Genomic DNA, 24,636 nt, shown 5'->3' on the forward strand with positions numbered 1-24,636 from the left:
TGAGTTCGACTCCGGACTTTCAGGTCGATGTACCTCGGATAAACACCTCGGTCGGCTCCCTCTCCCTCTGGGAGAGGGCTGGGGTGAGGGGCTTTTCAGGCCAGAATACGCTCGAGGGTCCGAGTGACGCCTTCTTCGCGCAAGCTGTTCAGACACCACTCAAACGCCGCAACAAACTCTGGCGAACGGGGTATCGCCGTACCGAAGATTTCTTCAACCCCCAACAACCGCTCAGTGATCAAAGCATCCTCCGCCACCAACGCCTGACAAAACGCCGCCCGAGGATCCGGTATCGAGTAAGTGTCGCCATTCTCGTCCACACCCTTCAAGTAGAGCGCCCAGGCCGCCACCACCAACGCCGCGCGTTTGGTCTCACGCCCATCGGCAATCAACCGATTGATCGTCGGAATGGTGAACTTGGGAAACTTCGACGAACCATCCGAGCAAACCCGCTCCAGCTGATCGGCAATCGCCTGATTGGAGAACCGCGCTACCAGCGTTTCCTTGTATTCGGTCAGGTCGATGCCCGGCACCGGCGCCAGTTGCGGAGTCACGTCCAGGTCCATATAAGCGCGCATGTAACGCACGAACAACGGGTCGTTCATGGTGTCGTGAACGAAGCGGTAGCCCTTCAAAAAGCCCAGATAGGTCAGCGCCAGATGGCTGCCGTTGAGCAGTTTGATCTTCATCTCTTCGTAGGGCGAAACGTCGTCGGTGAACTGCACGCCGACTTTTTCCCAGGCCGGGCGGCCGTTGACGAATTTGTCTTCCAGCACCCATTGCACGAACGGTTCGCAGACCACCGGCCAGGCGTCGTCGACGGCGTGTTTGTCCGCCAGTTGCAGGCGATGCGCGGTGCTGGTCATCGGTGTGATGCGGTCGACCATGGCGTTGGGGAAGCTGACGTTGGCGTCGATCCATTCGCGCAGGTCCGGATCCAGTAGCGCGGTGAAGGCCAGCAGTGCCTTGCGGGTGACAGCGCCGTTGTGCGGCAGGTTATCGCAGGACATCACCGTGAACGCCGGAGTGCCCGCCGCACGTCGCTTGGCCAGCGCCGCACAGAGAAAACCGAACACGGTTTTTGGCTGCTGCGGGTAGGTCAGGTCGTGCTGGATCTGTGGCAGGTGCGCCATGAACTCGCCGTTGCTGTCATCGATGCAATAACCGCCCTCGGTGATGGTCAGCGAGACGATGCGGATCTGCGGGTCGGCGAGTTTTTCGATCAGCACCTGAGTGCTGTCCTCGGCCAGTAGCATGTCGCGGATCGCGCCGATGACGCGGACTTCGGTGTCGTCGCTGTCGCCGAGTTCGAACAGGGTGAACAGGTAATCCTGCTCCTTGAGGTCGTCACGGGCGCGGCGGTCTTCGGCGCGCAGGCCGACGCCGCAAATGGCCCAGTCCAGCGCTTCGCCGGTGTTCATCAGTGCATCGGTGTAATACGCCTGATGCGCGCGATGGAAACCGCCGACGCCAATGTGGGCGATGCCCTGGCGGGTGTCGCTGAGGCTGTAGGCCGGCAGTTTGACTTCGGCGGCCAGGCGGTTGAGGTTTTGCTTGTTCAGTTTCATCGGGTCAGTCTCGAAATCAGGCGGCCGCGCGCAGCGGGCGAGTCAGTGCCACGCCGTCGGCATCGAACAGGTGGCAGTGGGCAGCGTCCAGGTGCAGGTTCAGTTGTTCGCCGTAACGGCTCGCCAGATCACCGCGCACGCGCATGGTCAGGGCTTCGCCGGCGTTGGTCTTGACGTGGCAGAAGGTGTCGCTGCCCAAACGTTCGCTGACGTCAGCGGTGACTTGCAGGGTGCAGTCACCCGCTTGCGCCAGCTCCAGATGTTCCGGGCGAATGCCGAGGGTCACGGCGCTGCCAACGCTCAGGTTCGACGCATTGAACGGCAGGATGATGCGGGTGCCGGCGTCCAGCGAGACTTCACAGCTCGCGCCATCTATCCGGGCGATCTGGCCCTTGAGGAAGCCCATTTTCGGCGTGCCGAGGAACCCGGCGACGAACAGGTTGGCGGGGTTGTGATACAGCTCCAGCGGCGAGCCGACCTGCTCGATCTTGCCGCCATTGAGCACCACGACCTTGTCGGCCATGGTCATGGCCTCGACCTGATCGTGGGTCACGTAGATCATCGTCGCTTTGAGGTCCTTGTGCAGGCGCAGTAACTCGAGGCGCATCTGCACCCGCAGCGCGGCGTCGAGGTTGGACAGCGGTTCGTCGAACAGAAAGATTTTCGGGTTGCGCACGATCGCCCGGCCGATGGCCACGCGCTGACGCTGGCCGCCGGACAGTTGCTTCGGCTTGCGCTCGAGCATGGGGCCCAGTTCGAGAATCCGTGCCGCTTCGCCGACTTTCTTCTCGACTTCAGCCTTCGGTACGCCGGCCAGGTCGAGGGCGAACGACATGTTTTTCTTCACGGTCATGTGCGGGTACAGCGCGTAGGTCTGGAACACCATCGCCAGATCACGCTTGGCCGGGCTGACTTCGGTGATGTCGCGCCCGTCCAGTTCGATAGTGCCGCCGCTGACTTCTTCAAGACCGGCGATCAGTCGCAGCAGGGTGGATTTGCCGCAGCCCGACGGGCCGACGAACACCACGAATTCCTTGTCGTTCACCTCAAGGTCGATGCCCTTGATGATGGAAAAACCTTCGAAGCCTTTTTGCAGATTCTTGATTTTCAGGTTGGCCATGGTGGCGCTCCTCTTGCGAATTCTTATTTGACGGCGCCGAACGACAGGCCGCGCACCAGTTGTTTCTGGCTGATCCAGCCGAAGATCAGGATCGGCGCGCAGGCCAGGGTCGACACGGCCGACAACTTGGCCCAGAACAATCCTTCGGGGCTTGAGTAGGAGGCGATCAGCGCGGTCAGTGGCGCGGCTTTGGACGAGGTCAGGTTCAGCGACCAGAACGCTTCGTTCCAGCACAGGATCAGCGACAGCAGCACGGTCGAAGCCAGGCCGCCCTTGGCGATCGGCAGCAGCACGCGGAGCATTTCCTGGGCCAGGGTGGCGCCGTCGAGGCGGGCGGCTTCGAGGATGTCTTTGGGGATGTCCTTGAAGTAGGTGTAAACCATCCAGACCACGATCGGCAGGTTGATCAGCGTGTAGATCACGATCAGCGCAATGCGCGTATCAAGCAGGCCGAAACTCTTGGCCAGCAGGTAGATCGGCATCAGCACACCCACCGGCGGCAGCATCTTGGTGGAGAGCATCCACAGCAGCGTGCCTTTGGTGCGCTGGGTTTCGTAGAACGCCATCGAGTAGGCCGCCGGCACCGCGATCAGCAGGCAAAGAGCCGTGGCGCTGAAGGAAATTACTACCGAGTTCCAGGCGAAACTGAAGTAGTCGCTGCGCTCGTTGATGTGCAGGTAGTTCTCCAGCGTCGGCATGAAGATGAATTGCGGCGGCGTGGCGAAGGCGTCGATTTCGGTCTTGAAACTGGTCAGCACCATCCAGAAGATCGGGAAGAAAATGATGATCGCGATGGCCCAGGCCAGCGTGCCGAGCAGCAGGCTTTGCAGCCGGCGGGATTGTTGAAGAGTCATGGCAGGCCTCAGGCTTTGTCAGTCAGGTTTTTGCCGATCATCCGCACCAGAATGATCGCGGCGATGTTGGCGATGACCACGGCAATCAGGCCGCCGGCCGAGGCCATGCCGACGTCGAACTGCACCAGCGCCTGGTTGTAGATCAGGTAGGCGAGGTTGGTCGACGCGTAACCGGGGCCGCCGTTGGTGGTGGTGAAGATTTCGGCGAACACCGACAGCAGGAAGATGGTTTCAATCATCACGACTACGGCAATCGGACGTGCCAGGTGCGGCAGGGTCAGGTGCCAGAAGATTGCGATCGGGCCGGCACCGTCGAGGCGGGCGGCTTCTTTCTGTTCCTGGTCGAGGGACTGCATGGCGGTCATCAGAATCAGGATCGCGAAGGGCAGCCATTGCCACGAGACAATGATGATGATCGACAGCAGCGGGTAGTGGGCGAGCCAGTCCACCGGTTGCGCGCCGAACAGCTTCCAGATGTAAGCCAGGATCCCGGAGACCGGGTGGAAGATCAGGTTTTTCCAGATCAGCGCACCGACCGTGGGCATGATGAAAAACGGCGAAATCAGCATCACCCGCACGATGCCGCGCCCGAAGAACTCGCTGGCCTCCAGCAACGCACTGATCAACACACCGAACACCACGCTGATCAGCAGCACGCTGCCGACCAGCAGCAAGGTGTTGGTGGCGCCGGGCATGAAGCCGGAGTCGGTCAGGAAATAGATGAAGTTTTCCAGCCCGACGAATTCGTTTACGCCGGGGTCGAGCAGGTTGTAGCGGATCATCGAGAAATAGACGGTCATGCCCAGCGGCACGATCATCCACAGCAGCAACAGGGCCACCGAAGGGCTGACCAGAAACCAGCCGGGATTGGCCACACGGCTTTTGCGCCGGGGCTGCGACAGGTCGATGTGGGCTTTGGCAGTTGAAGTATTCATGGCGTTTACAACCGAGTCATACAGACCTATGGAGATCCCATGTGGGAGCGACGGTGCGACGATTCGACTTGCTCGCGAAGGCGTTGTGTCAGACAACAAATGTTTCACTGATACACCGCTTTCGCGAGCAAGCCCGCTCCCACAGGAGGAAGGAGCGAGCTTTGCGAGTTACTTCGGATAACCCGCGCGCTTCATCTCGCGTTCGGTGGTTTGCTGGGCAGCGGTCAAGGCCTGATCGACCGTGGTCTGGCCGATCAGCGCGGCCGAGAACAGCTTGCCGACCTGGGTGCCGACGCCCTGGAATTCAGGAATGGTCACCAGTTGGATGCCGATGTACGGCACAGGTTTGAGGGTCGGTTTGCTCGGATCGGCCGCTTTCAGCGATTCCAGCGTGACCTTGGCAAACGGCGCTGCGCTCATGTAAGCCTCGCTGTAGGTCGAGGCGCGAGTCCCCGGCGGTACGTTGGCGATGCCGTCGGTCTTGGCGACCAGTTCGCCGTACTCTTTGGAGGTAGCCCAGGCGCTGAATTCCTTGGCGGCGTCCTTGGCCTTGGAGCTGGTCGGAATCGCCAGCGCCCACGAGTACAGCCACGCCGAGCCTTTGTCGGTGACCTGATGCGGCGCGTAGGTGAAGCCGACGTGATCGGCGACCTTGCTCTGGGTCTTGTCGGTGACGAACGAGCCGGCGACGCTGGCATCGACCCACATCGCGCACTTGCCGCTGTTGAACAGGGCGAGGTTTTCGTTGAAGCCGTTGCTGGAGGCGCCCGGCGGGCCGGATTTCTTCATGGTATCGACGTAGAAGTTCAGCGCGTTCTTCCATTCCGGGCCGCTGAATTCGGGTTTCCACTGCTCATCGAACCAGCGCGCGCCGTAGGCGTTGGCCACGGTGGTGATCAGCGCGATGTTTTCACCCCAGCCGGCCTTGCCGCGCAGGCAGATGCCGTACTGTTCCTTGTCCTTGTTGGTGAGTTTTTCGGCGAAGCCGGCGATCTGTTCCCAGGTCGGGCGCTCCGGCATGGTCAGGCCGGCGTCCTTGAACAGGTCGGTGCGGTAATAGGTGATCGAGCTTTCGGCGTAGAACGGCAAGGCGTACAGCGAACCCTTGACCGACAGGCCTTCACGCACCGACGGGAACACGTCGTCGAGAGCGTAGCTGGCCGGCAGATCCTTCATCGGTTCGAGCCAGCCTTTTGCACCCCAGAGTGCGGCTTCGTACATGCCGATGGTCAACACATCGAACTGACCGCCCTGAGTGGCGATGTCGGTGGTCAGGCGCTGACGCAGGACGTTTTCTTCCAGCACCACCCAATTGAGCTTGATGTCCGGATGCTCGGTCTCGAAGGTTTTCGAGAGCTTTTGCATGCGGATCATGTCGCTGTTGTTGACGGTGGCGATGGTCAGGGTCTGGGCGCCAAGGCTGACGCTGCTGAGGGTCATGCAGGTGAGGGCCAGCAGAGCTTTTGCAGTGGGTTGCATCGTGCACTCCTTTTCTGCACCCGGCGGGGGCAGAAGGACAGTTATTGTTTTTGTGTTCTTCCGGTGGGGGAAGAATGTGCACTGATTACAGCCTTCTAACGCAGGGCTGACAAATCATCCCTAGCACTTGAATCGATACTTTTTTGCACTCGGGATTGAGGCGATAAACGCAGGGAAGGGCGTTTCAGAAGGGCAGCAGCCATGAATCCGTACAGGTTTTCCGGCGTCAGCCGTGGTTTTGCTCGGTCAGGCGCTGTACCACCAGCCGGCGATAATGCGAAGGCGTCATGCCTTTGAGCTGCTGAAAGCGCCGGTTGAAATTGGAAATATTGTTGAAGCCCGACTCAAAACACACTTCGGTCACCGGTTTGTCGCCGTCCGCCAGCAGCTCGCAGGATTTGCTGATGCGCAGGCGATTGACGAATTCGATGAAATTGCGCCCGGTGGCCTGTTTGAACACGCGGCTGAAATAGGTGGGCTTCATGCCCAGATGTTCGGCGACTTCCTCCAGCGGCAGTTCGCGGGCGTAGTGGGCAAAGATGTAGTCCACCGCACGGTTGGTGCGGTCGATGTTGTGTTCGTCGGCCAGTTGCGGGGTGGTTGCGCCGGACAGCAACTGGTAGTCGTCGCAGGCCGCCAGCAATTCCATCAGGATGAAAAAGTGCCCGAGACGGGTGATGCCGTTTGAATCGGCGATGCGTTGCATCAGGGTCATGGCCTGACGAATTGTCTGCGGGGAGCGGAATTCGATGCCGTACTGTGCACGTTCCAGCAACGGCGCCAGGGTCTTGAGTTCGGCGAACACCTGATGGCCGCTTTCGAACAGCTCATCGGTGAAGTTGACCAGCATGTCGCGCTTCTCGACCACTTCATCTTCGGCCACCTGGCTGATCCAGTTGTGCGGAAGATTGGGGCCGGTCAGGAACAGCGTCTGCGGGTAGAAGTTGCCGATGTAGTCGCCGATAAACACCTTGCCTGAACTGGCGACGATCAGGTGCAACTCGTACTCCTTGTGGAAGTGCCAGCGCACCAGTGGGCAAGGGAAGCCGTGCTGGCGGTAGATGATGGACAACCCGTTGTGGTCATCCATCAGCTCGTAAGAGGGGTCTGTGACGCGGGCAGTTCGGCTCATGGTCGGGCGCTTTTTTTGTTATCGCCTGGCGATCATGCCTCTTTGTGCGTGGGATGCGCCAGTTTCCCATGCAGCTTAAAGCGCTCGTTGTCCGGCCTTCATCAGGTTGGCAATCCGGCAGAACTCCACCAGGTCCGATTCTTCCATGAAGTCGACATTGATAATGTTGCACTTCAGTGCCCAGTCACTTTTATCCAGATCGAACCATTCGTTCAGGTTGTCATGAATATCAACGGGACCGCCGAGGTATGTGTAACTGGTGGCTGATAATGACCAGGGCCTCCTGTTGCCGGGCGGGCTATGCAGAACATTGGCAATGAACTGCCTTAATTCATCAGGACTGGTAACTCCGTTACCGGACCACTGATGATTGATTAAATCGTGAAATACGCTGTGATCCAGTTGCCAATGGGACCTGGCGGCAGCAAGCACGCGCTGCTTCGGGTTGGCTCGCTTGAGTTCACGGAGACTCAACGGTGCATTCCGGCGAGGAATAAGCCGATGGCCCAGGAAATGGATCACCATTTTATTGAATTCGTCGTAATTGAAATCGTCGCCATCGAGACTGTGAAAATCCAGAATAATGAATTCATCCGGATTGTTATCAAGAAACGTGTTGATGTCAGCAACCAGATTTTCCAGGGTTCGCGAGTTTCGATAGCCGTTATGGTGGGCGACGAATTTCCCCAGTTCTCTGGCCTTCGCGTCATAAGCCAGACGAATGTCGAGTGCTCTGGAACCGTGGTTCAACTGAGCATGAAAAGAATCATGCTGGCAGGCGAGCCAGTGGCGCGGAGGGCCGAAAACCGGATATGAAGCGCGCCAGTCGCTGCCGGCATTATGGGTGCCTGGCAATGACAGTTCATTTAGCGAAAGTGAATCAATGGCGGGTGTCGAGCCCATCCAGTTGTTAGTGCTCATAAATGCATCCTGCATGAAATTGAAAAGATGCCGCACTGCCAGGTGAACAGTGCGGAACTTGCAGGGCATTTATAGTATTTGATGTTTTGCTTGGCGATGTATGGATTAATTCAAGTTATTGGCTTTTGTTTTTGTAAGTGTCCAGGCGAATTACTTGTTCTGGTTCTTCGCTTCAATCCACTGCGCCATGTATTGGGTACTTTTGTGTGAGTGGTGGCGCAGCATGCTACCGGTAAAGTTTTGGCGTCTTAGCTGAACAATGTTTTTGCGACATTCCTGCAACTTGTTGATCAATGCCGGTCCATGTATGGCTTGCGGGTAAATGTCGTTGAGCAGTGCTTGTCCCTGAGACTGAGCCGCTTGCCAACGGACCTCGTCGCGATAGAGCTCAACGGCGGCGTTGGCCAGATCCTGCGCCGTACGACAAATGGCGCCCGGCCAGGGTTGGTCGGTGCGCATGCCTTCAGCGCCGATCGGCGTAGTGACGCTCGGCGTTCCGCAGAGCATGGCATCGATCAGTTTGCCTTTGATGCCGGCGCCGAAACGCAAGGGTGCCAGGCAAATGCGCGCATCGGACATGACCTGCAACGCATCCTCGGCCCAGTTCATGATGTGAAAACCCTGCGCGGCGTTGTGCAAAGCTGCGGCTTTGGGCGGCGTGTAGGCGCCGTAGATGTGCAGTTGCGCTTTCGGGAGTTGCTCGCGGATCAGCGGCCAGACGGCCGATTTCATCCATAAAACCGCGTCCCAGTTCGGTGCGTGGCGAAAATTGCCGATACTGAGGAAGTGCGCACGTTCCTCGAACGACTTCGACGGCAGGCTGGGTGGATCGACCATCAACGGGCACCAGTGCAGCAGTTCAGGTGGCAACTTGAACTGCTGCACCAGCAATTCGATTTCCACAGGCGAGATCATCAGGTTCAGGTCGCAGCGGTAGAGCGCGGCAATCTCGCGCCGGGCCAGATCGGTGTCAGCCATCAACTCGAACTCTTCGCGCAGCGCAGGCGCGAACAACGCATGGAAGTCATTCGCGTCATCGCTGGCCTTCAGCCGATCTTTCAAGCGCTGATGACGAGCGTGCCGCAAACTCTGCAAGTCCGATGTTTCCAGTACGCGCAGAGCATTGGGGCAGTGTTTCTCCACGCGCCAGCCGAACTGTTCTTCGATCATGAACTGGTCGAACAGCACGATATCCGGCGCCAGCTCGCTGACGAAGACATCGAAGCTGCTGTTGTTCAATTCGATCGGAACAGTGCGAATGCCCAATTCGGCCAGGTCGGCCGGATGTTCACCAACGCCTGCGGGGCTGGCGAAAGTAACGTCCCAGCCCTGTTGCAGGAAGGTCTCGAGAATCTGCATCACATGCCCGCTCGCGGCGGAGGAACGGGGTTCCGGCCAGACGTAACCAATGACGAGGACTTTGGTTGCGGGCTGACTCATGAAAAGGTATTTCCTGAAAAACGAGAGAGAGAAAAAAACGCGCGGATTAGAACATATCCTGAGGTTGAATCCGCGCTGAAAAGCCGCTTGCGTCAGTGTTGACCCAGAACGCTTTTCACCTTGTCGCGCAGTTGATCGATCGAAAACGGTTTGCCGATCACATGCATGTCCGCCGGAACTTCAATCGTCTCGGCATAACCGCTGGCAAACAGAATCGGCAGTGGCGGGCGAATAATGCGGGCCTCGGTGGCCAGTTGACGGCCATCCATGATCGGCAGGCCGACGTCAGTCATCATCAGGTCGATGTGCTGATTCACGTCCTTGAGGATTTCCAGCGCCTGTTCGCTGCCATCCGCCTCCAGGACCTTGAACTCCAACTCCTCCAGTACATCGACGATCAGCATGCGCACGATGGCGTCGTCTTCGACTACTAGGATGGTGGACACGGTGCTGGACATAGTGGCGGCTCTCAAGAATGGGGGAACGGGGCGCCGGTCGATCAAAAATGCCGGGCTCTTGCATGAGTAAGTGGCGCATAGCCACAAGTTCCCGGATGGATACAAAAAAGAATAGGCGCAAACGGGTGGGCAAGGATAACCGTTGGCCTGCGATTCGGCGCAGGCAAATGTAGGAAAACGGTACTAAAACTGTGAGAAAAATGGATCCATGCCGCCGTTTTGGGGCAAACTCCCTGGTTTTCACCAGTTCGACAAGGCTGCCACATGTCCTCTCCGTCTTCGGTTGATGAGCAACGGTTTCGCAAACTCCTGAGCCGCAACGTCAGTTTGCCGTTGGGCGTCGGTGTCATCAGTGCCGTGTTCTTCGTTTCGCTGATCACTTATCTGTTGTCCGTGATTCAGTGGGTGGAGCACACCGACCGGGTGATCAATAACGCCAATGAAGCGGTGAAACTCACCGTGGACCTGGAAACCGGCATGCGCGGGTTTCTGCTCAGCGGCGACGAGCATTTCCTCGACCCGTACGAGACGGCCAAGCCGCGCATCGCCGTGGCTCTGAATACCTTGCTCGAACTGACTGCGGACAATCCGGCTCAGACCGATCGCCTGCGTCGACTTCAGGCGCTGCAGACCGAGTGGGCAACTTACGCGCAATCGATGATCGACCTGCAACGCACCAGCGGTGACTACAAGGCCGCGGTCAAGGCGGGGAAGGGCAAGCGCCTGACCGATGAAGTGCGCAAGCAGTTTGACGATGTGATCGAAACCGAACAGCTGCTGCGTGCGGCGCGTAATGAAGACGTGCGTCGCACCACCATCTGGAGCATCAGCCTTTACCTGCTGTTCGTGGCCGGCATCAGCGGTCTGCTGGCGTATGTCGGCCGACGCGATCTGGTCAACCTGTCCCAAAGCTATGGCGCAACTCTGGCGGCGCAAGAGGCCAGCGCCCTTCGTCTGGAGCAGCAAGCCTGGCTGCGCAATGGCCAGACTCAGCTTGCCGAGCAGGTATTGGGGCAACTGACGCTCAATCTGCTGGGGCGCAATATTCTGCAGTTCTGTGCCCAGTACCTTGGCACCGCCGTGGCCGCGCTATATGTGCGCGAAGAACATGGCGGCCTCAAACGCGTGGCGACCTACGGTTTCTCCCGCGAGCAGGAACAGCGGGATCAGTCGATCTACAGCGATGAAGGCATTGTCGGCCAGGTCGCCCAGCAAGCCCGGCTGATTCGACTCGATTCGGTGCCGGCCGATTATTTCAAGGTCAGCTCCGGCCTGGGCGAAGGCCTGCCGCACAGCGTGCTGGTGGTGCCGACCAGCGATGACGACCGGGTCAACGGCGTGATCGAACTGGGTTTCCTGCGTCCGCTCACCGACCGTGATGTGGCGTTGCTGGAACTGATTGCCGGCAATATCGGCACCTCCATTGAAGCGGCGCGTTATCGCCAGCGCTTGCAGGAAGTGCTGGCCGAAACCCAGCAACTCAACGAAGAGTTGCAGGTGCAGCAGGAAGAGCTGAAGACCGCCAACGAAGAACTGGAAGAACAGTCGCGGATTCTCAAGGAGTCCCAGGCGCATCTGGAAACCCAGCAAGTCGAACTGGAACAGACCAACGAGCAACTGGCCGAACAGGCCCAGACACTGGCCGAGCAGCGCGATGCCATGGACCAGAAGAACACCGAGCTCAATCAGGCCCAGGTACAACTCGAAGAGCGCGCCGAAGAGTTGCAGCGTTCGAGCAAGTACAAGTCCGAATTCCTCGCCAACATGTCCCACGAACTGCGCACGCCGCTGAACAGCTCGCTGATCCTGGCCAAGCTGCTGGCGGAAAACCCGCAGGAAAATCTCAGCGCCGAGCAGGTCAAGTTTGCCGAGTCGATCTATTCCGCCGGCAACGATCTGCTCAACCTGATCAACGACATTCTCGACATTTCCAAGGTTGAAGCCGGCAAACTCGAAGTGATGCCGGAAAACACCAGCGTCGCGCGTCTGGCTGACGGCTTGCGCAGCGTGTTCGAACCGCTGGCGGCGGACAAGAAGCTGACCTTCAACGTCGAGTTGCAGCCTGATGCGCCAATCACCCTGTTCACCGACCGTCAGCGTCTGGAGCAGGTGATCAAGAACCTGCTGTCCAACGCCGTTAAATTCACCGAGCACGGCACCGTCAGTCTGACCATCGCCGGCCAGCCGGACGATCGCATTGCTTTCATCGTGCGCGACTCGGGGATCGGGATTGCGCAGGATCAACAGGAAAGTATTTTCGAAGCCTTCCGCCAGGCCGACGGCACCACCAACCGCAAATACGGCGGCACCGGGTTGGGCCTGTCGATTTCCCGGGATCTGGCGACGCTGCTGGGCGGTTCGATCAGCGTCAGCAGTGCGCCGGGGCAGGGCAGTGCTTTCACTCTGGTGTTGCCGCAGCAATACAGCGAGCCGGGTGACGCGCCGATAACCCCGTTGACCTTCACCCCGCCGGCCTCTACGCCGGTCATCGCACCCGTGGCGGCGGTTTCGCCTCTGGCGCCCGTCGACATCCCGCGCTTCAACGATGACCGCAACAAGGCACCGTTCACCACTCGCTGCATCCTCGTGGTGGAAGACGAGCCGAATTTTGCCCACATCCTCTACGATCTGGCCCACGAACTGGGTTATCAGTGTCTGGTCGCTCACGGTGCCGATGAAGGTTATGACCTGGCGAAAGAGTTCGTGCCTGACGCGATCCTGCTGGACATGCGCCTGCCGGACCATTCGGGCCTGACTGTTCTGCAACGCTTGAAGGAACATGCCGAAACCCGCCACATCCCGGTGCACGTGATTTCCGTGGAAGATCGCGTCGAAGCGGCGATGCACATGGGCGCCATCGGTTACGCGGTCAAACCGACCACCCGCGAAGAGCTCAAGGACGTGTTCGCCCGTCTTGAGGCCAAGCTGACCCAGAAGGTCAAACGCGTGCTCTTGGTCGAAGACGACGATCTGCAACGGGAAAGCATCGCCCGGCTGATCGGCGATGACGACATCGAAATCACCGCTGTCGGCCTGGCACAGGACGCGCTGGAGCTGCTGCGCACGACGATCTTCGATTGCATGGTCATCGACCTGAAGCTACCGGACATGCTCGGCAACGATCTGCTCAAGCGCATGTCGACTGAGGATATCTGCTCGTTCCCGCCGGTCATCGTCTACACCGGACGCAACCTGACCCGCGATGAAGAGGCCGACCTGCGCAAGTATTCGCGCTCGATCATCATCAAGGGCGCGCGCTCTCCGGAGCGTTTGCTGGACGAGGTCACACTCTTTCTGCACAAAGTCGAATCGCAGTTGTCCCATGAACGGCAGAAGATGCTCAAGACCGCCCGCAGCCGCGACAAGGTCTTCGAGGGTCGCAAAGTGCTGCTGGTGGACGACGATGTGCGCAACATCTTCGCCCTGACCAGCGCGCTGGAAACCAAGGGTGCAGTCGTGGTGATCGGCCGTAACGGTCGCGAAGCGATTGAAAAACTGAATGAAGTCGAGGACATCGACCTGGTGCTGATGGACGTGATGATGCCGGAAATGGATGGTTTTGAAGCCACCATGGAAATCCGCAAGGATCCGCGCTGGCGCAAGCTGCCGATCATCGCGGTGACGGCCAAGGCCATGAAGGACGATCAGGAGCGCTGCCTGCAGGCAGGCGCCAATGATTACCTGGCCAAGCCTATCGACCTGGATCGCCTGTTCTCGCTGATTCGCGTGTGGTTACCAAAGATGGAACGCATTTAGTGGAACGTAGTAATCACGTTGAACGAAACAGTGAAATCGAACTGCGGCTGCTGATCGAGGCGATTTATCTCAAGTACAGCTATGACTTTCGCGATTACTCCGGCGCGTCGATCAAGCGCCGGGTGCAACATGCGCTGAGCCAGTTCGAATGCGCGACCATCTCGGCCTTGCAGGAGAAAGTCCTGCACGACCCGACGGCGTTCATGCAGTTGCTGCAATTGCTGACGATCCCGGTCAGCGAGATGTTCCGCGATCCGTCGCACTTCCTGGCGATTCGCCAGGAAGTGGTGCCGCTGCTCAAGACCTATCCGTCGATCAAGATCTGGATCGCCGGTTGCAGCACTGGCGAGGAGGTCTACTCGATGGCGATCCTGCTGCGCGAAGAAGGTCTGCTCGATCGCACGATCATCTATGCCACCGACATCAACCCGCGCTCGCTGGACAAGGCCAAGCAGGGGATCTTTTCGATGGAGAACGTGCGCGCCTACACCGCCAACTATCAGCAGGCCGGCGGTCAGCGCTCGTTTGCCGACTACTACACTGCTGCCTATGGCTACGCGATTTTCGACAAGAGCCTGTGCGAGAACGTGACCTTCGCCGATCACAGCCTGGCGACCGATAGCGTGTTTTCCGAAACTCAATTAATTTCATGTCGTAACGTGTTGATTTACTTCAACAAAAAACTTCAGGATAGAGCGTTCGGGTTGTTCCATGAATCGCTGTGTCACCGTGGCTTTCTGGTATTGGGCAGCAAGGAAACCCTGGATTTTTCCGGCTATTCCAACCAGTTCGAACCACTGGTGAAACAAGAACGGATCTACCGCAAAACATGAACAGTGCAGCAGATTTGCCTCGGATCGAGGCGATTGTGGTCGGAGCTTCCGCCGGTGGCGTCGAGGCCTTGCTGACCATGCTCGGTTCATTAAGGGCCGGATTCGGGCTGCCGATCATCATCGTGCTGCATCTGCCGGAAGAGCGTCGCAGCCAACTCGCCGATGTGTTCGCCCGGCGGCTGGCGTTGCCGGTGGCAGAGGCCATCGACAAACAGGACATCACCCCCGGCACCGTGTACTTCGCGACGCCGGGCTATCACTTGTCGGTAGAGCAGGATTTCAGCCTGTCGCTGAGTCTTGAAGACCGTCTGCATCATTCGCGGCCTTCGATCGATTTTCTGTTCGAATCCGCCGCCGATGCCTACGGGCCGGCGCTGGCTGCGGTGTTGCTGACTGGCGCCAACCACGATGGCGCGCGGGGCCTGGCGCAAGTCAAACGCCAGGGCGGGTTGACCATCGTGCAAGACCCCGACGAGGCGCAGGTCGCGACCATGCCCCGCGCGGCGCTGAAGACGCATCAACCGGATTACATTCTTCCCATCCACGGCATCGGCCGTCTGCTTGTCGAGCTGGAACGAATCGCATGCTGAGTAATATCCAGGCAAAACTGCTGATCGTCGACGATCTGCCCGAGAACCTGCTGGCCCTCGAAGCGCTGATCAAACGCGAAGACCGCACCGTCTATAAAGCCCTGTCGGCGGACGAAGCGCTGTCGCTGCTGCTGCAACACGAATTCGCCATGGCCATTCTCGACGTGCAGATGCCGGGAATGAACGGCTTCGAGCTGGCCGAGCTGATGCGCGGCACCGAGAAAACCAAGAACATTCCGATCATCTTCGTCAGCGCCGCCGGCCGTGAACTCAATTACGCGTTCAAGGGTTATGAAAGCGGCGCGGTGGACTTTTTGCACAAGCCGCTGGATATCCATGCGGTGAAGAGCAAGGTCAATGTCTTCGTCGACCTGTACCGCCAGAGCAAGGCGATGAAGCAACAGGTCGAAGCGCTCGAGCAGAGTCGCCGCGAACAGGAAGCGCTGTTGCAGCAACTGCAAAGCACCCAGGGCGAACTGGAGCAGGCGGTGCGCATGCGTGACGATTTCATGTCGATCGTCGCCCACGAAGTGCGCACGCCGCTCAACGGCCTTATCCTCGAAACCCAACTGCGCAAGATGCACCTGGCCCGGGACAACGCCGCGGCGTTCACCCTCGACAAGATGCACGCCATGGTCGACCGCGACGAGCGCCAGATCAAAAGCCTGATCCGCTTGATCGAGGACATGCTCGACGTGTCGCGGATCCGCACCGGCAAGCTGTCGATTCGACCCAATCGTTTTGACCTCGCGCAGTTGGTGGGCACTTTGCTGCAGAATTTCGCTCAGCAGATCGAAGCTGCCGAGACCGAGGTCAGCTTCACCGCGACCGAGCCGGTAGAAGGGCAGTGGGACGAATTCCGTATCGAGCAAGTGGTGTCGAACCTGCTGACCAACGCGTTGCGTTATGGCGGTAAAAGCCCGATCCAGGTGCGGGTCTATCGCGCAGGGAACGAGGCCCGGGTCGAAGTTCAGGATCAGGGCATCGGCATCAGCGAGGAGAACCAGAAGCGTATTTTTCAACAGTTCGAACGGGTTTCCGCCAAGACGGTGGTGGCCGGCCTCGGGCTGGGTCTGTTCATTTCCGAGCAGATCGTCGCCGCCCATGGCGGCTCAATCGTCGTCGAAAGCAAGATCAACGAGGGCGCCCTGTTTCGCGTTTGTCTGCCGCTCCAGGAAAACGGCAAAACAAACGCAACCTCTGAGTGACCACACGGTCGTATCAGCAGCTATTGACCGAACAAAGGCTTCCCATGAGCGTAGATGCACAAGATGTAGTACTCGTCGTCGAGGACGAACCGGTGATCCTGATGGTCCTGACCGATTATTTGTCAGGCCAGGGCTATCGCGTATTGCAGGCCGAAAACGGCGAGCAGGCGTTCGAGATTCTGGCGAGCAAGCCGCATCTGGACATGTTGATTACTGATTTCCGCCTGCCTGGCGGGATCTCCGGCGTACAAATCGCTGAGCCCGCCGTCAAATTGCGCCCTGACCTGAAGGTGATCTTCATCAGTGGCTATCCGCAGGAAATCCGCGAGACCGGCAGCCCCATTACCCGCCGGGCGCCGATCCTGGAAAAACCGTTCGATCTGGATGTGTTGCAGGAGAAGATTCAGGAACTGCTGGCCTGAGGCGTCAACCGCCTCAGCTCTTGATCATTTCCCGCACCTTCGCCGTCAGCAGATCGAAGGTGAACGGCTTGGTGATCATCTGCATGCCAGGATCGAGGAACCCGCCGCGCACCGCTGCGTGCTCGGCATAACCGGTGATGAACAGGACCTTCAAGTCAGGCCGGTATTGCCGGCCGATTTCCGCCAGTTGCCGACCGTTCATGCCGGGCAGGCCGACGTCACTGATCAGCAGATCGATGCGCTGCTCCGAATCCAGAATCGGCACAGCTCCGTCGGCATCGCTGGCTTCGACAAATCCATAACCCAGTTCACTCAATACCGCACTGACCAGCACGCGCACGGCCGGGTCGTCTTCGACGATCAACACGGTTTCGCCTTCCACGGCGTCGGGCGCCTGTTCCATGTCCGTCGGTGCGTGAGGCAGCGATTCGCCCTGGAATCGCGGCAGATAGAGTTTGACTGTGGTGCCCTCATCGATCTTGCTGTCGATCGACACATGACCGCCGGATTGTTTGCTGAAACCGTAGATCATCGACAGACCCAGGCCGGTGCCCTGGCCGATCGGTTTGGTGGTGAAAAACGGGTCGAACGCGCGATTGATGACACTTTCCGGCATGCCGCAGCCATTGTCGGTCACGCTCAATACGACGTAATCACCGGGTTCAAGATTGCTATAAGTCGCGGTGTAGTCGCGATCCAGCACCTGATTCCCCGTCTCGACCACCAGATTGCCGCCGTCGGGCATCGCGTCGCGCGCGTTGATCACCAGGTTGAGCAGGGCGCTTTCCAGTTGATTGGGGTCGGCCTCGGCCACCCACAATTGTTCGTGCAAACGCATGTCCAGATGAATGCTTTCGTTGAGGCTGCGTTGCAGCAGTTCGCCCATCGACTGCACCAGATCGTTCATCTGGACGGCTTTGGAATCCAGCGACTGGCGACGGGAAAACGCCAGCAGACGGTGAGTCAGGCCGGCGGCGCGGTTGGCCGACGTCACACCGAGGTCGATCAGACTGTCGAGATCATCCAGGCGGCCACGGGCCAGCCGTCGACGCAGCAATTCAAGACTGCCGATGATCCCGGTCAGCATGTTGTTGAAGTCGTGGGCTATCCCGCCGGTGAGCTGGCCGACCGCTTCCATCTTCTGCGACTGGCGCAGGGCTTCCTCGTTGTGCCGCAATTGCGCAGTGCGTTCCTCGACTTGTTGCTCGAGGGTTTCCAGCGTCGATTGCAGGCGACGCTCGCTATTGCTCAGATCGATCAGGCGGTCGCGGGCCTCGTACTGTCGTCGTCGCCCGCGCAGGGCGGTGGAGATCAGGCTGACCAACGTCGCCGGATGGAAAGGGCGCTCAAGAAACGTCACGTTGCCCAACAGTTTGCTGAGCCGCGACGAAGGGCCTTGTTCCGATCCGCCGTGATGGGTGAGCAGGACGATTGGCAAGTCAGACCACGCCGGTTGTTGCTCCAGATACGCCAGCAGGCCTTCGAGCTCCGGACCATTAAGGGCCTCGGCAGCGATCAGCAGCAGACCGGCGCCGGGCTCGAGCTCGGAGCAGAGGGTGGCGAGGTCGGGCGTGATCAGGCCACCGTAGCCGGCCTCGTTGAGGATCATCAGCGCTACCTGGCTGTCGCGACCCAGGGGCGCGAGGATCAGCGCCCGTTCCGACAGCGGTACGGTGACGGTCACAAGTTTTCATCCTTGAGCAGCGGGTTACTCGCGCCGAGGTAGGTGGGGACGCCGCGAAGTACGCCCTGGAAGGCTTCCAGCGGCTCACCGATGGTCATGCCTTGCGTGGAAATACGGTATTCACGAATGGTCGATTCGTGGCTGCCGGTGCGTTTCTTGATGATCGAAATCGCCCGACGCACCTTGCCAAGGGCTTCGAAATAGCGAAGCAGAATCACCGTGTCGGCCAGGTAAGTGATATCGACCGGAGCTTGCATGTCGCCGACCAGTCCATGCTGGGCGACGGTCATGAACGTCGCGGCACCCTTGCGGTTCAGGTACAGCAACAGCTCGTGCATGTGCAATACCAATGCGTTTTCTTCCGGCATCGCGGCCTGATAGCCGTTGATGCTGTCGATCACCACGGTCTTGATGTCACTTTCATCAACACAGCGGCGTACGCGGTGGGAGAACTCGCCGGGGGACAGCTCGGCAGCGTCGACCTGTTCGATCAGCAGATTGCCGGTGGCCTGCAGGGCTTTCAGGTCGATGCCGATGTTCTTCATTCGCTCAAACAGCAGACCGAGTTCTTCATCGAAAATGAACAGGGCGGCCTTTTCACCACGCGCCACGGCCGCTGCCGCGAAAATCATGGTGATCAAGGATTTACCGGTACCCGCCGGGCCCAGAATCAGCGTGCTGGAGCCGGTCTCGATACCGCCGCCGAGCAGGGCGTCCATTTCCTTGATGCCGCTGGACAGTTGCAGCCGTGGGTAATCGCCCCGGTGCTCCGCCGCCACCAGACGCGGGAAGACATGTACGCCATCGCCCATGATGGTGAAGTCGTGGAAGCCGCCACGGTATTTCTGGCCTCGGTACTTGATCACCCGCACGCGACGGCGTTCAGCGCCGTAGTTGGGGGTCAGTTCTTCGAGGCGGATCACGCCGTGAGCGACACTGTGAACGGTTTTGTCGAGGGACTCGGTGGTCAGGTCGTCCAGCAGCAATACCGTGGCGTCGTAGCGCACGAAGTAATGCTTGATCGCCAGGATCTGCCGGCGATAGCGCAGGGAGCTTTGCGCCAGCAGGCGGATTTCCGAGAGGCTGTCGAGTACGACCCGGGTGGGTTTGAAGCGCTCGACCACTTCGAAAATCTGCTTGGTTGCTTCGCCCAGCTCAAGGTCCGAGGAGTACAGCAGGCTTTGCTGATGCTCGGCGTTGAGCAGGCTTTCCGGGGGCGTCAGCTCGAAAATCTCGATGTTTTCGTTCAGTTCCCAACCATGGGACGCCGCGCCCTGGCGCAACTCGCGCTCGGTTTCGGACAGCGTGATGTACAACGAACGTTCGCCAGCACGGGCGCCGGCCAGCAGAAAATGCAACGCGACGGTGGTTTTACCGGTTCCAGGCTCGCCCTCCAGCAAGAAAACATGACTGCGAGACAAACCACCGGCCAGGATATCGTCGAGGCCCTCGATGCCGGTGGCGGCTTTTGCACTGATCAACGCGTTCGATGTAGACAAAAAATGCCCTCTCATGACTAGGGGGAAACGAGGCAGCGGGCGCCGGACGCCGTTTGGCGCTGCCTGATTACTTGACCTTTTGCCGAGACAGCGGTTCCGAGTTTCTTGCAGGATGTGTCGAGAAGTCTGTTAGAGGCCTTGCTGCAACGAAGGATCGTCCGGGTTCATCTGCTCAAGCTGGGCCAGCAGAATTTGTACGTTCTGCAACTGCCCGCTTTCTTTCCAGTAATTGATCAACAGCACCCGCGCCTTGCGATCAGCCGGGTGACGCTGGACGATTTCCTGGAGCTGCTTTTGCGCCGCCTCCAGTTCTTCTGCGCCGTGCAGGGTGGTGGCGAGGTCGTAGCGGTAGTCTTTGTTGTCAGGCTCCAGTTCCACGGCTTTGGACAGGCCGAGCAGGGCGTACTCGCGTTGATCGTGGTGCAGCAGCCAGAGGCCCAGCGCATGTTGCAGATAAGCCGAATCGGGTTGGGCCTTCAATTGTCGGGCGAGCAGTTGCCGCGCGGCGTCGCTCTGGCCCTGGCGGTCCAGCACTTCGATCTGCATCACCAGCGCCGGCAGGTTGCCGGGGTCCAGACGCAAGGTCTGCTCCAGTGCTTCCTGTGCCTGTTTGAGCTCGGCGTTGTGCAGATACAGGCGCGCCAGTTGCACGTAGTTGGCCGCGCTTTCCGGCTGGGCCTTCAGCGCCTGCTCCCACACGTCGATGCCTTGCTGGAGCGGCGCGAAATACAGGCCCAGTTGATCCGGAGACAAGCCGAGCAGGGCGTTGATCGCAGCAAAGCGTACGGTCTGATCCTCATCGTCGAGCAACGGACCGAGCAGCAGGCTGCGCTGACCGCCCGGCACCAGGCCGGTCACGCTTTTGATCGCTGCCAGCCGCACGTCCGGCGATGCGTTTTGCAGATCGGCGTCCGCCAACTTCAGGGCCTGCGGGCTCGGGTAATTGGGCAGCTCGGCATGCAGCCAGACGCGCCGCTTGACCGACAGATCCGGACGCCCCAGTTGCTGATACAAAACCCGCGCGGCACCCGGTTGGCCAGCCCGAGCGGCGGCCAGCGCTTCGCTGTACCCATGCTTGATCGCTTCCGGCACCACGGGCGCGGTACTGCGCAATGACAGCCAGGCCACAATAAGGACCAGCACAAGGCCGAGGCTGATGAGCAAGTAGCGGCGAGACTGAGGCATGCGAATTTCCGAAACTTTCGTTTTGTAGCGGAGGTCGCAAGCTTCTGTCAGCTCGCGCCGTGAGTCAAACCCTCTGCCCGATATGGCCTACTACAGGCGTTGAATCGACCTACAGCTTGTGTCGACCCTATCAGCCGTCATGCCCTCCATGCAGTGTCTACGCTTGCAGAAGTTGTTTCGAAGAGGCTATCCATGCAATCCCTGCTTATTTATTTCAAGGCGGTGATCCACCCCAGCCAGGCCGTGCTGCTGTTTGGTTTGCGTACCATTGCCGCCGGATTGCTGACCTTGTACCTGGCGTTCCTGTTCGATCTGGACCAGCCGAAGTGGTCGATCATGGCCGTCGTGATCATCAGCCAGCCACTGGCCGGGATGGCGCTGGCACGCAGCTTCGGGCAAATCATCGGGACGACCCTTGGCGCGGTGGTGGCGGTGCTGCTGATGGCGATTTTCCCCCAGGCGCCGTTGCCGTTCATCACGACCCTGGCACTGTGGCTGGCCCTGTGCACGGCCGGCGGCACGTTACTGCGCTATACCAGCTCCCAGGCGTTCGTGCTCAGCGGGTATACCGCCGTGGTGGTGGCGCTGCTGGCGATTCCGGATCAGGACGGCACTTTTCTTTTGGCGGTGACCCGGGTTACTGAAACCTTGCTGGCGGTGGCGTGCGTGTGCGTGGTCAGCCTGCTGACGGCGCGGCCCGAGGCGGTATCGCGCAACTATTTCGCGAAGGTCGATCAGGTGATCAGGTTGGTCGCTACTCATTCGGCTGCCGTCCTTAGAACAGAAGAAAGCGAAGCAGACTTTCAGCGTCGGCAAATGCAGCTGCTGGGGGAAATCAGCGCCCTTGAAGGCCTGCGCCGGCATTTGTATTTCGACGCTCCGCGCCTGCGCAGTGCCAACAATCTGGTGTTGTTGCTGGGTAATCAGCTGATGTTGCTGACCTCGCGCCTCACCGCGTTGCGTCATCAGCGGGAATTACTCACCGAACGCTGGGAGGGCGATCTGCCGCTGGACATCCAGCAACTGCGTGCCGAGGAGCTGGCACTGCTTGATCAGCTCGCACAGCAAGGACGCTCATTGCCAGCCGAGGTGCGGCACCAGTTCGTCGCGCTGCAACAGCAATTCGAAGCGCTCGCCTACAAGGCCGAACAACTGACGGAAGACATGAGTGCAACCCTGCGCTCTCTGGCCTGGGCATTGCGCTGGGAACAGGCGCGGCTGTTGCAGCAACTGGAACAGATTCTCGAACTGAGCGATGCGATACAGGAAGGGCGGGAAGCCAGCTGCATGTTTCGTGGCCAGTCCAATCCCTTGCATCTGGATTTCACCCTCGCAACGATGAACGCCATCCGCGCCTTCAGCGCATTACTGGCGGCCGGGTTGATCTGGATCGAAACTGCCTGGGACGGCGCGCGGGGCGGGATGATCCTGGTGGGGATCCTGTGTTCGTTGATGGCGACGTTTCCGCGACCTCTTATCGCCGCCCAGAGTTACGCCCGAGGGCTGGGACTGGCCTTGGTAGTGTCGGCCTTCTATCAGTTCATGCTGGTCCCGGCGATCAGTGATTTCGAAATGTTGGCCTTGTTGCTCGCGCCTTTGCTGTATGTGATCGCGGTCGGACTGTCCAGCCCGGCCACCGCCGGTATCGGCATGGGGCTGGGGCTATCGAGTTTTCTGATGCTCGGGCCGCAGAACGTCGGCACCGGGCAGAACACCGCCATTCAATGGTTCGAATTTGCCGGTGCCTACGTCAGTGCAGCGATGCTGGCCCTGATCGTCTATGCCTGGATCTTTCCGTTCCGCCCGGCCCTGCGCATCCGGCGCTTTTACAACGAGGCAAGGGAGCAGGTCTACGAACTGATCAAGAGTCCGGCCACCGACGAACAGCAATTCGCCTTCGAAAGCCGGATGGTCGATCGCCTGACCTCAATGCTGGGCGTGTTGCCGGCCGCCAATGATCGGGAAATGCAGCGTCTGTATGAAATCAGTCTCGGCTGTGTGGCGCTGGGCGTGGCCATGCACCAGCTCAGGCAACAGGCGCAAAACAACGCATTGCTCACAGACGCTTTTGGTCGACAGCTGTCGACGGCATTGCGTCAGACCGGTCGTTTCGTCGCCGGTCGCCCGGACGTGCGCCAGACACCGTTGCTGACGACGCTGCATGCGCTTGGCGATGAGCTGGATGCCTTGCATGTCGCCACCCATGAACACTTGTGGTCGGTGTTTCGCATGCGTGTGGCCCTGTTGATCGTGGTGTCGTTTCTGGAGCGACATGGCGAGCATTTGCAGCCCGACCGTTCTGAAGGAGAGCCCGTCCTTGCCCATTGATTTCGAGATTGGCGGCGTTTACCTGCCTCCCATCGCCCAGGCGCTGTTGCTGGCCATACCGGTTTTTCTGCTGCTCGACTGGGGTTTGCGCCGGCTCGGCGTCTTGCGCTTTGTCTGGCACGAGGCGCTGTTCGAAGGCGCCCTGTATGCCTGTGTGTGCGCCACACTGATTTTGCTGATGGGAGCCTGAAACCTTGAAGACGTTGCTCACTCGATTGACGACATTGGCAGTGGTGCTGCTGGCGATCGTGCTTGGCTGGTTTGCCTGGGAACATTACACCCGTGCCCCATGGACGCGGGATGCGCGGGTGAGGGCGGATGTGGTGACGCTATCGGCCGATGTTTCGGGCCGCATCGTCACGCTGGCGGTGCAGGACAACCAGCATGTCGACAAGGGCCAGTTGTTGCTGGAGATCGACCCGGCTCGCTACAGCCTCGCCGTCGAGCATGCGAAACGTTCGGTGGAGGTCTCAAAAGCCACGCTCGGGCAGTCGCAAGCGGCCATAGTTGCCAGCGAGGCGTTGCTCAAACAGCGTCAGAGCGAAGAGCGCCGGCGACGTACGCTCAAACAAGGGTTCGCGATTTCCGGGGAGGAATGGGAGAAGTCGAGTACCGACGTGGCCGTGGCCCAGGCTGATCTGCTGCGCAATCAGGCGAATCTCGGGCTGGCCGAAGCAAATGTGCAATTGGCGATTGCCGCGTTGACCCAGGCTGAACTTGATCTGCAACGCACACGTGTCGAAGCGCCGGTCAGCGGTTATGTCACCAATCTGCTGACCCGGCAGGGGGATTACGCGGTGGCCGGCGGCGCCTTGTTGGCGCTGGTGGACAGCGGCTCCTTTTATGTCAGCGGTTATTTCGAGGAGACCAAGCTGCCACGGATTGCGGAGGGTGACCGGGTGCGAATTGAATTGATGAGTGGGGAAAAATTCGGCGGCACTGTGCAAAGCATTGCCTTCGCCATTGCTGACCGGGAAAACGCGCCGGGCAGTCGATTGCTGGCCAATATCAACCCCAGTTACACCTGGGTGAAACTGGCGCAACGGGTGCCGGTGCGGATTGGCATCGATCCCGATTACGCAGGCAAGGACCGACTGAGAGCCGGCACTACCGCGACGGTCACGGTGCTGGAAAACCATGAAAGACAGGTACAAAAAAGCCCCGCGACCGAATGATACGCGGGGCAAAAAATTGGTTGGTTGCGGCCAACCAAAGGAGCTCTTT

At 59.5% G+C, this 24,636-nt stretch carries 20 protein-coding genes; 8 read left to right on the top strand and 12 right to left on the bottom strand.

The window, feature by feature from the left end:
- Positions 1 to 95 precede the first annotated feature (95 nt).
- The 9 genes from QR290_RS15105 to QR290_RS15145 form a co-directional block, all read right to left on the bottom strand.
- Positions 96 to 1,568 carry a mannitol dehydrogenase family protein gene (locus tag QR290_RS15105; protein ID WP_289202936.1) on the bottom strand — a complete coding sequence of 491 codons (1,473 nt, stop codon included), beginning with the start codon at positions 1,566 to 1,568 and terminating at the stop codon, positions 96 to 98.
- A gap of 16 nt (positions 1,569 to 1,584) precedes the next feature.
- The gene (locus tag QR290_RS15110; protein ID WP_115077892.1) at positions 1,585 to 2,688 is read right to left on the bottom strand and encodes an ABC transporter ATP-binding protein; all 1,104 of its coding nucleotides are present in this window, start codon (positions 2,686 to 2,688) and stop codon (positions 1,585 to 1,587) included.
- A gap of 23 nt (positions 2,689 to 2,711) precedes the next feature.
- The gene (locus QR290_RS15115) at positions 2,712 to 3,542 is read right to left on the bottom strand and encodes a carbohydrate ABC transporter permease (protein WP_289202937.1); all 831 of its coding nucleotides are present in this window, start codon (positions 3,540 to 3,542) and stop codon (positions 2,712 to 2,714) included.
- An 8-nt stretch (positions 3,543 to 3,550) separates the two neighbouring features.
- Positions 3,551 to 4,477, bottom strand: a complete 927-nt coding sequence (locus QR290_RS15120; protein ID WP_289202938.1) for a carbohydrate ABC transporter permease — start codon at positions 4,475 to 4,477, stop codon at positions 3,551 to 3,553.
- A gap of 168 nt (positions 4,478 to 4,645) precedes the next feature.
- Entirely contained in the window at positions 4,646 to 5,956 is a 1,311-nt protein-coding gene (locus QR290_RS15125) for an ABC transporter substrate-binding protein (protein WP_289202939.1), read from the bottom strand.
- Between the two features lie 226 nt (positions 5,957 to 6,182).
- A complete protein-coding gene (locus QR290_RS15130) occupies positions 6,183 to 7,088 on the bottom strand; it encodes an AraC family transcriptional regulator (RefSeq protein ID WP_289202940.1) in 906 nt (301 codons plus the stop codon).
- Positions 7,089 to 7,163: 75 nt separating this feature from the next.
- Positions 7,164 to 8,009, bottom strand: coding sequence for a phospholipase (locus tag QR290_RS15135; protein WP_289202941.1), 846 nt, complete (start codon positions 8,007 to 8,009; stop codon positions 7,164 to 7,166).
- 150 nt (positions 8,010 to 8,159) lie between these two features.
- Complete coding sequence (locus QR290_RS15140) at positions 8,160 to 9,449, bottom strand: glycosyltransferase (RefSeq protein WP_289202942.1); 1,290 nt, start codon at positions 9,447 to 9,449, stop codon at positions 8,160 to 8,162.
- Between the two features lie 92 nt (positions 9,450 to 9,541).
- A complete protein-coding gene (locus tag QR290_RS15145) occupies positions 9,542 to 9,907 on the bottom strand; it encodes a response regulator (protein ID WP_289202943.1) in 366 nt (121 codons plus the stop codon).
- 264 nt (positions 9,908 to 10,171) lie between these two features.
- Here QR290_RS15145 and QR290_RS15150 point away from each other — a divergent pair, with 264 nt between their 5' ends.
- Genes QR290_RS15150 through QR290_RS15170 form a run of 5 tightly spaced genes read left to right on the top strand, consistent with a single transcriptional unit; the run spans position 10,172 to position 16,716 of the window.
- Entirely contained in the window at positions 10,172 to 13,663 is a 3,492-nt protein-coding gene (locus QR290_RS15150; protein ID WP_289202944.1) for a response regulator, read from the top strand.
- Positions 13,663 to 14,496, top strand: coding sequence for a CheR family methyltransferase (locus QR290_RS15155; RefSeq protein WP_115077900.1), 834 nt, complete (start codon positions 13,663 to 13,665; stop codon positions 14,494 to 14,496). The genes QR290_RS15150 and QR290_RS15155 overlap by 1 nt, the downstream gene beginning before the upstream one ends.
- Positions 14,493 to 15,086 (top strand): chemotaxis protein CheB, encoded by a 594-nt coding sequence (locus QR290_RS15160; RefSeq protein ID WP_115077901.1) that lies wholly within the window; start codon positions 14,493 to 14,495, stop codon positions 15,084 to 15,086. Before QR290_RS15155 ends, QR290_RS15160 begins: the two co-directional genes overlap by 4 nt.
- Positions 15,080 to 16,294: a hybrid sensor histidine kinase/response regulator gene (locus QR290_RS15165; RefSeq protein WP_115077902.1), complete on the top strand. Its 1,215-nt coding sequence runs from the start codon at positions 15,080 to 15,082 to the stop codon at positions 16,292 to 16,294. Before QR290_RS15160 ends, QR290_RS15165 begins: the two co-directional genes overlap by 7 nt.
- 44 nt (positions 16,295 to 16,338) lie before the next feature.
- Positions 16,339 to 16,716, top strand: a complete 378-nt coding sequence (locus tag QR290_RS15170) for a response regulator (protein WP_007954537.1) — start codon at positions 16,339 to 16,341, stop codon at positions 16,714 to 16,716.
- 13 nt (positions 16,717 to 16,729) lie between these two features.
- On the opposite strand, the gene QR290_RS15175 is transcribed toward QR290_RS15170, so the two are convergent.
- The 3 genes from QR290_RS15175 to QR290_RS15185 all read right to left on the bottom strand — a co-directional run bounded on the left by QR290_RS15175 (position 16,730) and on the right by QR290_RS15185 (position 21,084).
- Positions 16,730 to 18,400 carry an ATP-binding protein gene (locus tag QR290_RS15175; protein WP_289202945.1) on the bottom strand — a complete coding sequence of 557 codons (1,671 nt, stop codon included), beginning with the start codon at positions 18,398 to 18,400 and terminating at the stop codon, positions 16,730 to 16,732.
- Positions 18,397 to 19,899, bottom strand: a complete 1,503-nt coding sequence (locus QR290_RS15180; protein WP_289202946.1) for an ATPase domain-containing protein — start codon at positions 19,897 to 19,899, stop codon at positions 18,397 to 18,399. Before QR290_RS15180 ends, QR290_RS15175 begins: the two co-directional genes overlap by 4 nt.
- Before the next feature lie 129 nt (positions 19,900 to 20,028).
- The gene (locus QR290_RS15185) at positions 20,029 to 21,084 is read right to left on the bottom strand and encodes a tetratricopeptide repeat protein (RefSeq protein ID WP_115077905.1); all 1,056 of its coding nucleotides are present in this window, start codon (positions 21,082 to 21,084) and stop codon (positions 20,029 to 20,031) included.
- A gap of 192 nt (positions 21,085 to 21,276) precedes the next feature.
- On the opposite strand from QR290_RS15185, the gene QR290_RS15190 reads away from it, so the two are divergent.
- Genes QR290_RS15190 through QR290_RS15200 form a run of 3 tightly spaced genes read left to right on the top strand, consistent with a single transcriptional unit; the run spans position 21,277 to position 24,587 of the window.
- On the top strand, positions 21,277 to 23,412 hold the full coding sequence (locus tag QR290_RS15190) for an FUSC family protein (protein WP_289202947.1): 2,136 nt from the start codon (positions 21,277 to 21,279) through the stop codon (positions 23,410 to 23,412).
- Positions 23,402 to 23,602 (top strand): DUF1656 domain-containing protein, encoded by a 201-nt coding sequence (locus QR290_RS15195; protein WP_085745740.1) that lies wholly within the window; start codon positions 23,402 to 23,404, stop codon positions 23,600 to 23,602. Before QR290_RS15190 ends, QR290_RS15195 begins: the two co-directional genes overlap by 11 nt.
- A gap of 4 nt (positions 23,603 to 23,606) precedes the next feature.
- Positions 23,607 to 24,587, top strand: coding sequence for a biotin/lipoyl-binding protein (locus QR290_RS15200; protein ID WP_115077907.1), 981 nt, complete (start codon positions 23,607 to 23,609; stop codon positions 24,585 to 24,587).
- The last annotated feature ends 49 nt before the right edge of the window (positions 24,588 to 24,636 follow it).

It is taken from the genome of Pseudomonas fluorescens (assembly GCF_030344995.1).
In the GTDB taxonomy this organism is placed as follows: domain Bacteria; phylum Pseudomonadota; class Gammaproteobacteria; order Pseudomonadales; family Pseudomonadaceae; genus Aquipseudomonas; species Aquipseudomonas fluorescens_BF.

Bases quoted from the DNA above. Each gene is read 5' to 3' on its own strand.
- QR290_RS15105 (WP_289202936.1), bottom strand. From the start codon at position 1,568: ATGAAACTGAACAAGCAAAACCTCAACCGCCTGGCCGCCGAAGTCAAA.
- QR290_RS15110 (WP_115077892.1), bottom strand. From the start codon at position 2,688: ATGGCCAACCTGAAAATCAAGAATCTGCAAAAAGGCTTCGAAGGTTTT.
- QR290_RS15115 (WP_289202937.1), bottom strand. From the start codon at position 3,542: ATGACTCTTCAACAATCCCGCCGGCTGCAAAGCCTGCTGCTCGGCACG.
- QR290_RS15120 (WP_289202938.1), bottom strand. From the start codon at position 4,477: ATGAATACTTCAACTGCCAAAGCCCACATCGACCTGTCGCAGCCCCGG.
- QR290_RS15125 (WP_289202939.1), bottom strand. From the start codon at position 5,956: ATGCAACCCACTGCAAAAGCTCTGCTGGCCCTCACCTGCATGACCCTC.
- QR290_RS15130 (WP_289202940.1), bottom strand. From the start codon at position 7,088: ATGAGCCGAACTGCCCGCGTCACAGACCCCTCTTACGAGCTGATGGAT.
- QR290_RS15135 (WP_289202941.1), bottom strand. From the start codon at position 8,009: ATGAGCACTAACAACTGGATGGGCTCGACACCCGCCATTGATTCACTT.
- QR290_RS15140 (WP_289202942.1), bottom strand. From the start codon at position 9,449: ATGAGTCAGCCCGCAACCAAAGTCCTCGTCATTGGTTACGTCTGGCCG.
- QR290_RS15145 (WP_289202943.1), bottom strand. From the start codon at position 9,907: ATGTCCAGCACCGTGTCCACCATCCTAGTAGTCGAAGACGACGCCATC.
- QR290_RS15150 (WP_289202944.1), top strand. From the start codon at position 10,172: ATGTCCTCTCCGTCTTCGGTTGATGAGCAACGGTTTCGCAAACTCCTG.
- QR290_RS15160 (WP_115077901.1), top strand. From the start codon at position 14,493: ATGAACAGTGCAGCAGATTTGCCTCGGATCGAGGCGATTGTGGTCGGA.
- QR290_RS15165 (WP_115077902.1), top strand. From the start codon at position 15,080: ATGCTGAGTAATATCCAGGCAAAACTGCTGATCGTCGACGATCTGCCC.
- QR290_RS15170 (WP_007954537.1), top strand. From the start codon at position 16,339: ATGAGCGTAGATGCACAAGATGTAGTACTCGTCGTCGAGGACGAACCG.
- QR290_RS15185 (WP_115077905.1), bottom strand. From the start codon at position 21,084: ATGCCTCAGTCTCGCCGCTACTTGCTCATCAGCCTCGGCCTTGTGCTG.
- QR290_RS15190 (WP_289202947.1), top strand. From the start codon at position 21,277: ATGCAATCCCTGCTTATTTATTTCAAGGCGGTGATCCACCCCAGCCAG.